This window comes from Mesorhizobium sp. LNJC394B00 (assembly GCF_000502555.1).
Taxonomy (GTDB): domain Bacteria; phylum Pseudomonadota; class Alphaproteobacteria; order Rhizobiales; family Rhizobiaceae; genus Mesorhizobium.
The window spans coordinates 989033-1003545 of the sequence record NZ_AYWH01000002.1 but is presented as its reverse complement, the minus strand read 5'-3'; the positions used below and the strand labels follow the sequence as shown (position 1 = coordinate 1003545).

Here is a 14513-nt window from a genome sequence, read left to right as displayed (position 1 = left end):
CGGCGCTCGTCCAGATTTCCGGCATGACCCGCTCAGCATCTTAGCGGAGACCGAGGCCTGGCTCGAGTAGAAGGTATACGTCCTTCTAGGGCTTAACCGTAAACGACATGCGGCTTACTCTGACCCACTTCGATGATGTAGCCGTCTGGATCGCGAATGTAACAGCGAGTTTCGCCGTACTTTTCCATCGGTTCCGTGATGAACTCAGCGCCCCGACCTTGCCAACGTCGATAGCAGTAATGAATATCAGCAACGCGGATGTTCATGAAGCTGCTGAGTGAATCGGGATCTGGGGGAACGCCGAGCGTCACCGACGGTTTGTCAGGTGTGGGGCCGCCGCCGATGTTGACGATGAGCCAGGTATTGGCGATGCGGATATATCCCGGCGCGCCGCTGCTATCGCCCAGGCTAAGAATGCGTCCTCCGAAGACCATCTCATAGAATCGAGCTGAGCGTTCGATGTCGGCGACGGTCAGAAAATGCGCGACGGTGAAGCCATGCTGCGGGGGCATTGCATAGATTTCATCCTCAACTCGTACTTCCGTCATCCGCGACTCCTATTTCGAGGTCTTCGCGATCCGCCATGGCCCGCGAGAACAGATTTCAATAGCGCTCCGCCGACACGGGTTTTAGTTGGCCTTTTGTATGATCCGTCTCTTAGCCGACGCCGGCGACGTACACGGCATTCCACCTCCACGGCGTCACACAGCATGGCTGCTTACGTCGAAAACGAAACTATCCCACCTGAACCCCCAGCATGTTTTTCAGGAAAGGCTATCAGGGCTCAAACGCCCTTCGCGGCCAGCAACTTGCGGTATTCCGCGACGGGCATCCCGCCCCAACCCCAATTCTCCATCTCCACTTCCTCAAACACTACCCAGGTCCAGTCCAGCGGCTTCCCGAGGACGTCGAGCAGCACCTCGCTCACGCCCTTGTAGATGGCTGCTTTCTGCTCCACAGTTACATGATCCACACCAGGCTCGATGCCTTCGCGGGTGAGCTGGACGGTGACAATAGGCATAAGAACCTCCCTTGACTGATGGCTCAGTGGCCAGCGCTCTGGCCGCCGTCGACATGAAGCGTTTCTCCGGTCACGAAAGCGGCATCCTCCAGGTAGAGGACCGCTCCGACGATATCGGAAATCTCACCCAGCCGACCCAGTGGATGCAAGGCCGCCAGCCTCTCGTACGTCTCTGGCGCATGCATCGGCGTCCTGATGACGCCCGGAGACACGGCGTTCACCCGGATTCCGCTGCGGGCATATTCGATCGCCAAACTACGGGTCGCGGCGTCAGCTCCGCCCTTGGTCAGCGAAGCAAGCACCGATGGCACCTTCGAACTGGCCTGCTTCACCAAGCTGGTTGTGATGTTGACGACATGGCCGCCCGCTTGACGTTCCATTGCGGCGATCGCGGCCTGGGTGGCGAAAAAGAAACCGGTCAGATTGGTAGCAACGGCGCGGGCATAATCCTCCGCGGTGTAATGCGTGAAACTGCTGGCAAGGAAAACTCCGGCGTTGTTTATCAGCGTGTCGACCCGCCCGAAACGCTGCAGTGTTTCCTCGATCACCCTCGGTCCCGTCGCCGGGTTGCCGATGTCACCCGAGATCGTGAGCAAGTCCGACCTATCGGAAGATTTGATAGATCGAGAGGTAGCGACAACGCGGTAATTTCGGCCGAGATACGCCTCAACCAACGCCGCGCCAATGCCCTGCGACCCGCCGGTGATGACAACGACTTTACGACCAGTTTCCATGACAGACCTCGGCGATACTGACCACTAACAACCAGACTGCGTCCCGTCATTTTCCAGGTAACACGTATCTGCAGTATGGCCCGGCAACCATCGTCCAATGGTATCGCATATACTTAGGTATCGGGGTTTATACAGCGACCTACCCGCTTTGCGGGCGGGTGGCGTCTCCACAGCGCCGGGCATTTTTGACTGGGACGAGCACTGCTCGCCAATACTCCGATGCCCATCCACAGGGGGGTGTGTCCGTCTTAAGTATTGCCGACACCTTGGCCCAATAGAATGTTTCGGCGCGGTCTGCTGTCATTTTCCGAAACATCGCGAACGGTGCTTCCGAGGTGCGGCGATGTTAGCGGAGGATCTGGTCATGCTAACAGGACGTGCGAATCCATCATCGGCATCGTGCCAGCCGCTGGCGTGGCATCTTGTCGAAGAGATTAGCCATCGGGTAATCAACGAATATGGCGAAGCGATAGCGATTCTGTCGCTGGCCTCGTCCAGCGGAGAGGCTACGCTGGCGTTAAGGCGCGCAGCGGATCGTCTGCGGGCGATGGCAGAGGCGCATCAATCGCTTCTCGTGCCCATCACTGAGGGATACATCGACCTCGGTGATCATGTTGGGAAGCTGTGTCACAGCCTTTCACGTGCCTCCCTTGGCGAGCGGAGCATTCAGCTGACTGTTGCAACGGACGAAATCCGGCTTGACGCCGCGCGGTGCTGGCCGGTCGGTCTGATCGTCTCCGAGTTGGTCCGGAACGCAGCACGGCACGGCCTAGGGGATAGCCCTGGTTCAATCCGTGTCTCACTGAACAGGAGTGGCAACAGTGTCTGTTGTGTTGTCTGCGACGACGGATGCGCGGCCTATCATCGGCCAGAAGAAAGAGGGCGGTGGTTGATACACGCGCTGACGGCGGAAATTGGGGGCTCGGTGCAATGGAAATTCACCCCGCGTGGATCGATCGTGGGTGTGCGTTTCCCTCTGATAGCGCCCTAGCTTCTGCACCCGAGACTGCTATCGCGCGGTCTGGGTCCCCTATCGGAGTCAAGCAGAGGGCGAGCCGGTTTCACGCGGCAGAGTCGATACGGATCCATGCTACCCGACCGGCGGAACGGAGTGCGCGATCCTTGCCGGTGCTTTTTTCGGGCGTGCAGGATCTCATCCGCCACCTTGCCCACGTTCCGCTCACGCGCGGCAAACCTCGTAGAGAAACCAGCTGCGCCGTTCGCTTTCGTCGATCCATCCTTCGATCAGGCTCGCGGTGGCAATGTCCGAATAGCTATCGCACAGCTCATGGACACGACGCAGCTCCGCAACCAACTGCTTGTTGTCGCCATGAAGCTCTGAGAGCATGTCCTGGGGATCAACATAGTCGGCGTTGTTGTCGAGGATCCGTTGGCGTCCCGCGATATCGGAGATCGAACGGATCGTGGTTCCGCCGATCTTACGCGCACGCTCCGCGATCGCGTCGGTCATCGCGAAAATCTGGTCGCCATGCTCGTCGAGCAAGAGATGATAGTCCCGGAAATTCGGACCACTCATGTGCCAGTGGAAATTCTTGGTCTTAAGATACAAGGCGAACACGTCAGCAAGCAGACCGGCCAGGCCGGCAGCGATGTCGCGGGTTGCCTCGGAACCAAGGTCTGTCGGAGTGCGAAGGAAGCGATCCGAACCGGCTGTCTTGCTCAACTGTTGCGTCATTTTTCAACTTCCCTCTATAGGCCGCGCACCGGCGCCGTTTCGACAAACCACATAGGAAACGCCGTGTTCTGATCCAATCAGACGAAGGTGTCGGACGATCGTAGGGACGCTACGCATCGTACTTTGGGCTTCAAGCGTGAATTGGCGCAAGGAGGATTTGGCCGCCTTCACCGTCAAACCCCGTAAAAAACTACCGTATTTGGTTAAGCTCAAGCTGCTTGCCGACACCTAGGTGCTATGGACGGTGTCGGACAGTACCGGCATCGTGTACGCGTCGTTAAACCGATGTCCAAATGACGAAGACCTGTCGCCGATACCGCTTGGGCCAAGCACGACGCGTCGTAGCATCGCGTCGCTCGATGAAGTCCTCGTCGTCATGATGGAAACTGGGGTTGGGCCCGTTCCCGGCCTCTCTGCGGCGAGTGTATTCGCGGTCCGTTTGAGCGGCGGATGCCTTCAGGTATCTCCATCTGGTTTCAGCAACGCTTCTGAACGCAAGGACCTCGTGCATGGCTGATCAACCGGACAAGTCCGCCACCGTTCAGCCGGTAACCGTCGAAGCCAGCAGCCTGCGCGATCAGGTAGCGACGATCAAACGGGCGCTGATAGGCTCACCGGTGCGCAAGTGGCTGGTCTGGACGTCGGTCGGCATTATGGCGGTCATCGTCGCGACGTCGATCGGCCAGGTTCTGCTCAACCGCTGGAACCAGCCTTTCTACGATGCGCTGGCGCGTCGCGACATNCTCTCCATCTGGTTTCAGCAACGCTTCTGAACGCAAGGACCTCGTGCATGGCTGATCAACCGGACAAGTCCGCCACCGCTCAGCCGGTAACCGTCGATGCCAGCAGCCTGCGCGATCAGGTGGCGACGATCAAACGGGCGCTGATAGGCTCACCGGTGTTCAAGTGGCTGGTCTGGACGTCGGTCGGCATCATGGCGGTCATCGTCGCCACGTCGATCGGCCAGGTTCTGCTCAACCGCTGGAACCAGCCTTTCTACGATGCGCTGGCGCGTCGCGACATGGCGGCCTTCCTGCATCAGCTGATGATCTTTGCCGTGATTGCCGGCACGCTGCTGCTGCTCAACATCGCTCAGACCTGGCTCAACCAGATGATCCGGCTGAAGCTGCGCGAGGCGCTGACGCTCGACCTGNGCGCTGGCGCGTCGCGACATGGCGGCCTTCCTGCATCAGCTGATGATCTTTGCCGTGATTGCCGGCACGCTGCTCCTGCTCAACATCGCTCAGACCTGGCTCAACCAGATGATCCGGCTGAAGCTGCGCGAGGCGCTGACGCTCGACCTGATCGACCAATGGATGCGGCCGGCGCGGGCCTTCCGGCTCGCCAATGCCGGCGCCATCGGCGTCAATCCCGACCAGCGCATGCAGCAGGATGCCGCGCATCTGTCCGATCTGTCGACGGACCTCGGCGTCGGCCTGCTGCAATCCTTCATCCTGCTGGTGTCGTTCGTCGGCGTGCTTTGGCAACTCTCGTCGGGCTTCGTCTTCCACATCAACGGCTGGTCGCTGGCGATACCGGGCTACATGGTCTGGGCCGCGTTCCTCTATGCCGGCATCGCCTCCTGGCTGAGCTGGCTGGTCGGGCGGCCGCTGATCCGCCTCAACAGCGACCGCTACACCCGCGAGGCCGAGCTGCGTTCCGGGATGGTGCGCGTCAACGAGAATGTNGATCCGCCTCAACAGCGACCGCTACACCCGCGAGGCCGAGCTGCGTTCCGGGATGGTGCGCGTCAACGAGAATGTCGACGCCATCGCGCTCTATCACGGCGAAGCCGATGCCAAGAGACGGCTCGAAATCGACCTTGGCACGGTGCTGGGCGCGATGCGAAACATCTACAAAGCGCAGATCAACCTTTCCTGGGTGACCGATACCTATGGCTGGATCACCGTGGTGGCGCCGATCCTTGTGGCATCGCCGGTCTATTTTTCAGGCGATATCAGCTTTGGCGGGTTGATGATGGCGGTCGGCGCCTTCAACCAGGTGCACTCGTCGCTGCGCTGGTTCATCANCATCTACAAAGCGCAGATCAACCTTTCCTGGGTGACCGATACCTATGGCTGGATCACCGTGGTGGCGCCGATCCTGGTTGCATCGCCGGTCTATTTTTCAGGCGACATCAGCTTTGGCGGGTTGATGATGGCGGTCGGCGCCTTCAACCAGGTGCACTCGTCGCTGCGCTGGTTCATCAACAATATCGGCGGCATCGCCGACTGGCGCGCCACGCTGATGCGCGTTGCCGACTTCCGCATTGCGCTCGATGAAACCGATGTGTTGCACGACAAGGAAAAGCGCATCGAATTCGGCGATAACGCCAATGGCAGCCTGACCTTCGAGAAGCTCCAAGTGGCCTCGCCGGAGGGCTGCACCAAACTTTCAGACAGCCATGTCGAGATCCATCCCGGTGAGCGCGTCATGATCACCGGCGACCCAGGCGCCGGCAAGACATTGTTCTTCCGCGCCATTGCCGGCCTTTGGCCCTGGGGCAGCGGGNCCGGCGACCCAGGCGCCGGCAAGACATTGTTCTTCCGCGCCATTGCCGGCCTTTGGCCCTGGGGCAGCGGGAAAATCGGCCTGCCGGCTGGAGAAACTCTCATCTTCGTGCCGCGTGTTCCGTATTTGCCGGCCGGCACGTTGCGAGAGGTGCTCAATCACGCGAATGGGCATGCGCCCGCCAGCGATGCCGACATTTCGGCCGTGCTGACCGAGGTTGGTCTTGAACGGCTGTCATCGTCACTCGACCGCGTGGGACGCTGGGACCATGAGTTGGCCGATGACGAACAGCGCCTGCTGGGCGTGACCAGGCTCGCGTTGCGGCAGCCGAAGTGGGTGATCATCGACGAAGCGATGGATGCGTTCGACGGACCCTCGCTGAGGCGCGTGCTGACGATGCTGGAAAAGCATCTGAAGGGAGCCGCGATCATCAATATCGGGCGCGGCCAGCATCACAACCGGTTCTTTCCGCGTGGCCTGACAATCGTCAACGACACCGGTGCCAAGCCGCTGAAACCTGTTCGTGTCAGGGCCGGCGCCATTGATCCGGAGCCGGCTGCCGTCCGCCGCGAGCAATAGATCGATATTCAGATCGCATCGGGTGGTACCATCGCCTGTCCGGTTGGACAGCGTCCCTCACGTCCATATTTTGCGCGATGACTACGCAGTTCACTTGATGCAGCGCTTATCCTGCAGGGGACCTGCAGATCAGAGGTTCGCAGCGCGATTGAGGGTCGTGCCCGTTTGATCACCGAGCGATGGGCCCGCCCTGCCAGACCGACACCATGGTCTTGGCGACACGTTCGTCCAATCGCGGGCCAGCACCCAATGCATCATCTTCGAGGCACCGAGCAGGTAAACATCCAAGGAGCTTCCAGTGGACACCACGACAACCACCCCGCAGATTCGCCTGACACGCCGGACGCCCACCTATTGGCGAGTCACATTCGACAATGCCCCGCTCAACGTCATGGGTCCACAGATGGTGAAAGAGTTCACCCATCTGATTGACGCCATTGAGGCTGACGAAGATCTTCGGGTGGTGGTGTTCGACAGTAGCGTCGAGGGATACTTCCTCAACCATTCAGACTTCAAGGCGCGGATCGAGGATATGCTCGCGCTGCCGCCGGGACCGACGGGCCTGCCGCCCTGGCCGGATTTTCTTGTGCGGCTGACGCGCGCGCCGGTGGCCTCGATCGCCCTCATCCGGGGCCGCGCTACGGGCAACGGGAGCGAAATCACCCTTTCCTGCGATATGGCTTTCGCCAGTAAGGAAAAGGCCATCATTTCACAGTGGGAGGTTGGCGTGGGTATGGTCGCCGGCGGCGGACCGATGGCTCGCCTGCCTCACCTGATCGGTCGCAATCGCGCCATGGAGGTTCTGTTGACCTCCGAGGACATCCGTGGAGAACAGGCTGAGGCGTATGGCTACGTGAACAAAGCCCTGCCGGACGCAGAGCTCGACGCGTACGTTGATGCGCTCGCCACTCGGATTTCGAGGTTCGACAAATGGGCCATCGGGCAAACCAAGCGTTTGGTCAATACCAGTCTTCCGTCGGATGTAGAGCTGGGCGCAGGATGGGAAGCCTGCATAGCTTCGCTAAGCCGACCCGCCGCTCAGGAAGGCATCAAGTCGCTGACCGCCAAGGGCTTCCAGTCGCCGGGAGATGTCGAGAATCGGCTGGCTTTTCACCTGGGCGAGCTGCCTCAGCGATAGACCGCAGTCGATGGCGACGGCGTCCCCTCAACGATAAGGATCATTCCATGGATCTGCTCACGAAAGCGAAGTCGGTTGCCGAACGTGTGGAGGCAGAAGCGACAAAGGTCAACGTCCCTGTCGCCGTATGTATTATCGATGTTCACGGCAATCTGGTTCTCCAACACCGGATGAACGGCGCGCCTGTCTTCGCGCTCGAGATTTCCGAGCGCAAGGCGTATACTTCGGCACTGGTACGCCTTCGCACGGCGGACATCCTGCCGCTCGTACAGCCGGGCCAATCGCTATACGCGTTGCCCACAGTCGGCGGGGGGCGCTTTTGCCCTATGGGTGGAGGTGTTCCGCTGCTCGACGAGCATGGAAATGTGTATGCAGGTGTCGGCGTTAGCGGCGGCACTGCAGAAGAGGATGTTTGGATTGTGGAAGCTAGTGTCCGCTAACTGCGCTTCGGCCAAATTCGCCAGAACCCTCGGCTAGGGGCGACGGGATCACCTTGGAGCCCAACCGAACATCGGTGTGGGGGGAGAGCAGTAGCCGAGATTTCCATAGCGGTCCTGCGTCCTGTCACAAAATATTGGTCGGAGCGGTCTTGTGGCTAACGTCATGATCGACAAGCGCACCAGGCCATGCACTTTGACCGAGGTACACAGCGTCTCTCGGACACGTACGACGGCGAGTTCATGGGTTGCTCGCCAGATCTGCTGCGGAAGATTTGCTGAACCTTGCTTTGAGAAACATCCCCGGGGCACGATTGTTATCGACCGGCGGGCCGTCCACTACATATGCCTTTTTGAATATGATGATTGCCGGGAACATGGCGTTTTCGACGACGCGGCCCAGCTTACAAAGGCGTAGAACAAGGCGGGCTGCGGACGCCTTTTCCGCTCCGCCGTTGGGTGGCTAGCAGACCGAGTTGCTATAAGTCGAGGCAATCACGACGCTGGCTCAGGCTGCGGCGATAAATAGCGGTTTTGTTGAGCTTGTTGCTCGGCGCAGGCATTCTGCTGCAACCAAAAAGCATTTTCGTTGCCGAGTTCACCAAGTCGCCTTCGAAGTTCTACGGAGAATTAGCTCGGACGGCGGCAACGCCGGACTGTCCTCAGTTCAAGAGGTCAGGCTGACGCCGCTCGTTTCAATGAACTAGCATCGGCAGAGGCTCGAGCATCTCGCCATCGCTCCGGTAGCTCAGCAGATCGAGGATTTGCGCCTGGATCGTGCGTCGAGCATAACGGCTCGCTCATCAGGGACAAGCAAAGACACTTCACAAGCGCAATGGGTATCATAACGCGCTGACGCATATATCGCCTGCTATCTGGTGCATATAGCTGTCGACGCGGGATCAGCGTCGGAAGTCTGGTACATGTTGCAACATACCAGACGCCCGCTTGCGCGCCTCGCGGCGGCCGACCGGATCGTGCAGCGCGACCATCTCTCGGCGAAGGTTGGCAGCCGGGTGCCCCTGGTCCTTGGCTCCCGGAAGATCACGGCGATCAAGGCTGCACATCCTGCTGGAACTGCTTTTCGCTGGAAGTAGCCTCCCTTCAGCGAGATGCAGGATGCTGTACTTGCCCGTCCGGAAGTGACGGCAATAATGAGCCTGTCATGGCTAAAATTATTGTCCTAACAACCAGCCATATAATCAGCAGGTTTGCGGCCGTAAAAATGGGAACAGCCAGAATGCCAGCCAAACCAGCGTCGCCACGAACGGCCAATTTTTCAATCGTTGTCGCCAACGCCGTGGCGCCGAAGCTGACGCTCCATAGACCGGCGGAAAAGCGGTCCATGATCCGTGGAAGCAAGCCGGCAAGAAGAATGGCCTGCAGGATTGCGTAACCGATGAGACAGTGAACAAAGACATCTCCGGATATAGCCGACGAGTTGACATAAGCTAGCGAACAAACCGCTGGAGGGGCGAGCTGTACGCCAAGGGTCGGCCTAATGTGATGTCCGAGCGGTTCGCCAAAATAGAGACGACGGAACAAGACGGAATCGATTGTAAGCCACGAGAAGAGCCCAGCGCCTAAAGCCAGTTGGGCCCACTCAAATTGCCCAAATGCCGACAGGCCAATGCTAAGGACGAACGACGCTGCGGCTACAGGCAGATATAAGGCGGGTGTCGCGTCCGATAGAGCAATTGCGTGTTTCCAGATCTTTTGCGAGTGCCAAAACCCAAATCCAATCGCGAGCACTCCACCGATGCATATCAGAATGGTGGCTACCGTCGCGTCGAACGGCAACACGCTTACCGCAGTTAGCATCATCCCGACACCCACCAGACCAGGGAAGCAACTCTGAACAGGATCCGCGAGCTCAGCTCGTACGGCCAATAGGGCCAACCACAACTTCAAAGCGTAAAGCGTCAAAAGAGCTGTCCATATGCACATGGCCAATACCACGGACGCCACAGCAATTCCTTTGGGGACCGCCCACAGTTGATGCGCGACCTGCCACATTATGGAGAACGAACTTGTCCCGAGGCCGATAGAAAAAAGCGAGGCGGGAAACCGAGCTATTGGAGATCGCTCCGTCGGGAGATGAATCAAGGCCTGGTGCTCTAGCGCCACCTTTCCCTTGGAATGCGGTCCAGTCACTTTCGCAACGCCTTCCGATTCGAACCACTCTTTAATATTGCATCCTCACGAGCCTGCCCCAAAATCGCAGAGCCATCCAATCAAAGGACATGGGCAGTTGAATGCACACCCTACGCCTTAGGTCGCTAACGCATCGCCGGCAATTTCAGCGTCACGACTGTGCCTGACCCGAGGATGCTTGCTAGATCGATGCTTCCACCCGAATCTTCAACGAAACGTTTGACCATCGGCAATCCAACTCCACCCAACCCCTCGCCTTTGGTCGTGAAGAAGAGATCAAATGCTCGCACCATCGTCTCGCTCGTCATCCCAATTCCTCGGTCTTCAACCCGAACATTCACCTCCCTGGGATTTCCCGACACCATGGCGTGAACTGATATCAAGCCGCCGTCGGGCATCGCATCGCGCGCATTGAGCAGAAGATTCAGGACGGCATTTTGCAGCCCGGCTCGATCGCACCTTACCAAAGGAAGGTCGGGGTCGATGCAAACCTCCACACGGAGGTTTTCATCCCACGCGCTACGTACAAGAGCTTCGACGTCGGCCAAGCAGATGCCCACATTCGCATGGGATACTACCTCTTCAATCTCTCTAGCTGTCCTAATGGTCTGCCTGACGAGACAACCCGCCTTTTCGAGAGCGGTCTTGGCGCCAGCAATCACCATCCCTGCGCCTGGAGCCGTTGCGATGTTAGGGTCTCTGCCCAGGTGGTTTAACGCGGATGACGCGACTTGAATGAGATTACCGAGGTCATGGACGACGCCGGCGGTGGACATCTGCAGGGCCAGGCGCCCTTGCGGAATGTTCCGATGCCCTTCAAATATACTATTATCTACTTGCAGGCTCGACATCCGACTTCTCCGCTTGTTCGATTCAACATTCGCTTACGTTCAGAAACCAAGCATAATCACTGCGTATCGTGATCGAGGACAAACCAACTGAATCCCAGGAGCGCTCTCCTCGCCGTTTGTTTCACACAGCTCCCGCATACAATCCCGCGCCAGCAGCCAGACAGATGATGACATCGTTACGTCAGTGGAGGATTGATGGAACCGGTTGAGAACTCGAGATGACAGTCCCTTGCGTCGTCCGATCTCGATACCTGTACATATGCCAATCAAAAGCGTTCAACTAATAGATTACTGACAGCGGTCAAAGTCCGGATATATTGAACGATGGTATTCCCGATACTTTGGTGTCGATCGATTCGGTGGCCCGACGTGCTAGTTTCCATTGGTGGGCGCTGACGCTAAGTATCCCCCGATCAGGGCTTACCCGAGCGCAACTGGCTGGTGGTGGCTGGCAGAAAGGACGCAGGGATGGCTCGCTTGCTGTCGGTCAATGTGGGTTTGCCGCGTGGCGTTCCTTGGAGCGGAAGGACAGTTGATACTGCAGTCTGGAAAACATCCGTTCAGGGCCCACGCCAGGTACGACGGCTCAACGTCGATGGCGACAAGCAGGGAGACATGGTGGGGCACGGCGGCGAACAGCGGGCCGTTTTGGTCTACCAATCCGAATCCTATCAGTATTGGCAACGCGAGCTGGGCCGCAATAATTTTTCCTACGGACAGTTTGGCGAGAACTTCACAGTCGATGGCCTGCCGGACCATGATGTGTGCATTGGCGATCGCTACCGGATTGGGAGCGCCTTGTTCGAAGTGACCCAACCGCGCGTCACTTGCTACCGGATCGGTATTCGCATGAATGAGCCGCGTATGGCTGCGCTGCTGGTTGCGCGAGCCAGGCCCGGCTTCTATCTGCGCGTCCTGGAAGAAGGCCAGGTCGAGGCTGGAGACGAGATCGTCCAGGTCGCGAGCGGCCCTGAGCAAATGACCGTGTCGGAGGTCAATGCCTTGCTATATTTGCCCAGTCACCCTCGCAGCCAAATCGAGCGAGCATTGCGCATCCCCGCGCTAAGCGAAGGCTGGCAGGGATCCTTCCGGGCATTGCTCGCACAAAGCAAGGACCGTGATGCCACGAGACGCAATGCCGGGCTTGATCCCATGTCGGAATCACCTCCTGCGTGGACGGGATTTCGCCCGCTGCGCGTGATGCACAAGATCCGCGAGAGCATCAGTGTGATGTCACTGGTCTTAGAGCCCGTTGATGGACCTCGCCTCGCAGCGGCGCTTCCTGGGCAGTTTGTCGTACTGCGCCTGCAAATGACGCCCGACGCCCCGGCCATTATGCGCAGTTATTCTTTGTCGGGTGAACCCGGTGAGCCCTACTACCGAATAAGCGTAAAGCGGGAAATACAAGGTGTGGCGAGTGCCTACATTGATGACCGGGTTGAAGTCGGAGACGTGCTGGAGATCAGCGCACCACGCGGCAGCTTCACTCTACGCCCAGGCAACGGTCCAATCGTGCTTCTAAGTGCCGGGGTGGGTTCGACGCCCGTGATTGCGATGCTCCATGCGTTGGCGGCAACGGGTTCGACAAGGGAAGTCTGGTGGCTCCACGGAGCTCGATGTGGCCACGAACATGCTTTTGCCCAAGAGGTTCGAGACTTGCTGAAAGACCTGCCCCGCAGCCACAGCCATGTAAGCTACAGCGCGCCTGATCGCGAGGACAGGCAAGGTTTGGATTTTGATTCCGCCGGACACTTGAACATCGAGGTGCTTCAACAACTCGATGTTCCGCGCCATGGCACCTTCTATCTCTGCGGGCCATCTGCGTTTATGGGCGACCTCGGCGCAGCGCTTGCAGACTGGGGTGTCGCCGCAGATGCAATCCATACGGAGCTGTTCGGCCCGCGTCCTTCGAGTACACCAGGTATTACTACATCCCCAGGGCGGCCGCCCCATCCACCTGCGGAATCCGCCGGCACGGGCCCTCTAGTTTCGTTCGCACGCAGTGGCTTGAGCGTCCATTGGGGGTCAGGATTCAAGAGTCTGCTTGAACTTGCTGAAGCGTGCGACGTCCCCACGCGATGGTCGTGCCGCACGGGGGTTTGTCACATTTGTCAGACCGGGCTCGTGGCTGGAACAGTCGCTTTTCAGCCTGATCCAATTGAGCCGCCGACAAGCAGCACCACCTTGATCTGCTGTTCCCAGCCTACTGGGGACGTCGTCCTTGATCTCTAAGGTAGTCAGACAGGACTTGTCGGACCGTCATGTGCCCGCACTGACCTGGATTACTGCATCGGCGAAAGCCCGCGGCGCTTCCTGCGGTAAATTGTGCCCTACGCCGCCCGTGATCAGGCGGTGAGAGTACCTTCCTGAGAACATCTTCGCGTAGGCGCTGGCTTCAGGGTGAGGCGCGCCATTAGCGTCGCCCTCCAGCGTGATTGTAGGAACGGTGATGACGGGCGCCTGCGCAAGCCGCTTCTCCAGGTTATCATATTGAGGTTCGCCCTCGGCGAGGCCTAGACGCCAACGGTAATTATGTATCACAATCGCCACATGATCGGGATTGTCAAAGGCGACCGCGCTACGGTCGAAAGTCGCATCGTCGAAATCCCATCGCGGCGAGGCGAGACGCCAGATCAGCTTTGCGAAATCGCGGGTAAATTTCCGATAGCCAGCCTGCCCGCGATCGGTCGCAAAGTAGTACTGATACCACCATTGCAATTCCGCGCTCGGTGGCAACGGCTGCCTCCCGGCCTGTTGACTGCCGATCAGATAGCCGCTCACCGAGACCATAGCCTTGCACCGTTCCGGCCATAGGGCTGCCATTATATTTGCCGTTCGGGCGCCCCAGTCACAGCCGGCAATAGTTGCCCGTTCAATACCGAGCGCATCCATCAGTGCAACGACGTCCAGGGCAACTGCCGACTGCTGACCGTTGCGCATCGTACTGTCCGAAAGGAACCGCGTTGTGCCGTATCCGCGCAGATACGGAACGATCACGCGATACCCCTCGGCAGCCAACAAAGGCGCCACACCGGCATAAGTCTGGATGTCGTATGGCCAGCCATGGAGGAGGACCACCGGCGCGCCGGTTCGCGATCCCATATCCGCGTATCCCATGTTAAGCATTCCGGCGTCGATCTGCCTCAAAGAATCCAGCAACTGTTGTGTCGCTTTGGTCGCGAGACCCTTGCTTGTGTGATCGACAGAGGATCTCGCCGCGGCGGGACTACCTGTCCCGAGCTCTAACGCAGTCATAGCCGCAACAGCCGTCCCGAGTAGGCGACGGCGATTGTGGTCAATTTGTTGGGGCACGTCATTCATTGTTAGCCTCCTTCAGGGAAATGATCCGTGTCTTCTTGCCCCCTGCAACTCAAACGCGCGGCCGGGTGGAG

At 58.9% G+C, this 14513-nt stretch carries 10 protein-coding genes and 3 pseudogenes; 6 read left to right on the top strand and 7 right to left on the bottom strand.

Translation table 11 applies throughout. The features are described from left to right. Positions 1-92: 92 nt before the first annotated feature. The 4 genes from X751_RS154610 to X751_RS154625 all read right to left on the bottom strand — a co-directional run bounded on the left by X751_RS154610 (position 93) and on the right by X751_RS154625 (position 3451). The gene (locus X751_RS154610; RefSeq protein ID WP_023744399.1) at positions 93-548 is read right to left on the bottom strand and encodes a VOC family protein; all 456 of its coding nucleotides are present in this window, start codon (positions 546-548) and stop codon (positions 93-95) included. A 236-nt stretch (positions 549-784) separates the two neighbouring features. Further along, the gene (locus X751_RS154615; protein ID WP_023737317.1) at positions 785-1021 is read right to left on the bottom strand and encodes a 4-oxalocrotonate tautomerase family protein; all 237 of its coding nucleotides are present in this window, start codon (positions 1019-1021) and stop codon (positions 785-787) included. A 23-nt stretch (positions 1022-1044) separates the two neighbouring features. Further along, on the bottom strand, positions 1045-1755 hold the full coding sequence (locus X751_RS154620) for an SDR family oxidoreductase (protein WP_023744398.1): 711 nt from the start codon (positions 1753-1755) through the stop codon (positions 1045-1047). 1180 nt (positions 1756-2935) lie between these two features. After that, positions 2936-3451 carry a DNA starvation/stationary phase protection protein gene (locus tag X751_RS154625; protein WP_023737320.1) on the bottom strand — a complete coding sequence of 172 codons (516 nt, stop codon included), beginning with the start codon at positions 3449-3451 and terminating at the stop codon, positions 2936-2938. Between the two features lie 790 nt (positions 3452-4241). On the opposite strand from X751_RS154625, the pseudogene X751_RS1000000166875 reads away from it, so the two are divergent. The 5 genes and pseudogenes from X751_RS1000000166875 to X751_RS154640 all read left to right on the top strand — a co-directional run. Beyond that, a pseudogene (locus X751_RS1000000166875) lies at positions 4242-4604 on the top strand (ABC transporter ATP-binding protein/permease); the annotation flags it as partial. 1 nt (position 4605) lies between these two features. Continuing rightward, positions 4606-5479 (top strand): annotated as a pseudogene (locus X751_RS1000000165445) (SbmA/BacA-like family transporter); the annotation flags it as partial. Positions 5480-5482: 3 nt separating this feature from the next. Then, positions 5483-6541, top strand: a pseudogene (locus X751_RS1000000165440) (ATP-binding cassette domain-containing protein); the annotation flags it as partial. A gap of 298 nt (positions 6542-6839) precedes the next feature. After that, positions 6840-7679: an enoyl-CoA hydratase/isomerase family protein gene (locus X751_RS0133035; protein WP_031199880.1), complete on the top strand. Its 840-nt coding sequence runs from the start codon at positions 6840-6842 to the stop codon at positions 7677-7679. A 47-nt stretch (positions 7680-7726) separates the two neighbouring features. Further along, entirely contained in the window at positions 7727-8119 is a 393-nt protein-coding gene (locus X751_RS154640) for a heme-binding protein (protein ID WP_023734859.1), read from the top strand. A 1101-nt stretch (positions 8120-9220) separates the two neighbouring features. On the opposite strand, the gene X751_RS154645 is transcribed toward X751_RS154640, so the two are convergent. Then, a complete protein-coding gene (locus X751_RS154645) occupies positions 9221-10243 on the bottom strand; it encodes a tellurite resistance protein TehA (protein WP_023744395.1) in 1023 nt (340 codons plus the stop codon). A 152-nt stretch (positions 10244-10395) separates the two neighbouring features. Further along, positions 10396-11121 carry an ATP-binding protein gene (locus X751_RS154650; RefSeq protein WP_023734862.1) on the bottom strand — a complete coding sequence of 242 codons (726 nt, stop codon included), beginning with the start codon at positions 11119-11121 and terminating at the stop codon, positions 10396-10398. A 468-nt stretch (positions 11122-11589) separates the two neighbouring features. Between X751_RS154650 and X751_RS1000000165435 the strand changes: the two genes are divergently transcribed. Next, a complete protein-coding gene (locus tag X751_RS1000000165435) occupies positions 11590-13353 on the top strand; it encodes an MOSC and FAD-binding oxidoreductase domain-containing protein (protein WP_023744394.1) in 1764 nt (587 codons plus the stop codon). Between the two features lie 27 nt (positions 13354-13380). Here the strand turns inward: X751_RS1000000165435 and X751_RS154655 are convergent, their stop codons facing one another. After that, positions 13381-14442, bottom strand: a complete 1062-nt coding sequence (locus X751_RS154655; RefSeq protein ID WP_031199882.1) for an alpha/beta hydrolase — start codon at positions 14440-14442, stop codon at positions 13381-13383. Positions 14443-14513: the final 71 nt, after the last annotated feature.

Coding starts and splice junctions, on each gene's coding strand:
- X751_RS154610 (WP_023744399.1), bottom strand. CDS start 548: ATGACGGAAGTACGAGTTGAGGATGAAATCTATGCAATGCCCCCGCAG.
- X751_RS154615 (WP_023737317.1), bottom strand. CDS start 1,021: ATGCCTATTGTCACCGTCCAGCTCACCCGCGAAGGCATCGAGCCTGGT.
- X751_RS154620 (WP_023744398.1), bottom strand. CDS start 1,755: ATGGAAACTGGTCGTAAAGTCGTTGTCATCACCGGCGGGTCGCAGGGC.
- X751_RS154625 (WP_023737320.1), bottom strand. CDS start 3,451: ATGACGCAACAGTTGAGCAAGACAGCCGGTTCGGATCGCTTCCTTCGC.
- X751_RS154640 (WP_023734859.1), top strand. CDS start 7,727: ATGGATCTGCTCACGAAAGCGAAGTCGGTTGCCGAACGTGTGGAGGCA.
- X751_RS154650 (WP_023734862.1), bottom strand. CDS start 11,121: ATGTCGAGCCTGCAAGTAGATAATAGTATATTTGAAGGGCATCGGAAC.
- X751_RS1000000165435 (WP_023744394.1), top strand. CDS start 11,590: ATGGCTCGCTTGCTGTCGGTCAATGTGGGTTTGCCGCGTGGCGTTCCT.
- X751_RS154655 (WP_031199882.1), bottom strand. CDS start 14,442: ATGAATGACGTGCCCCAACAAATTGACCACAATCGCCGTCGCCTACTC.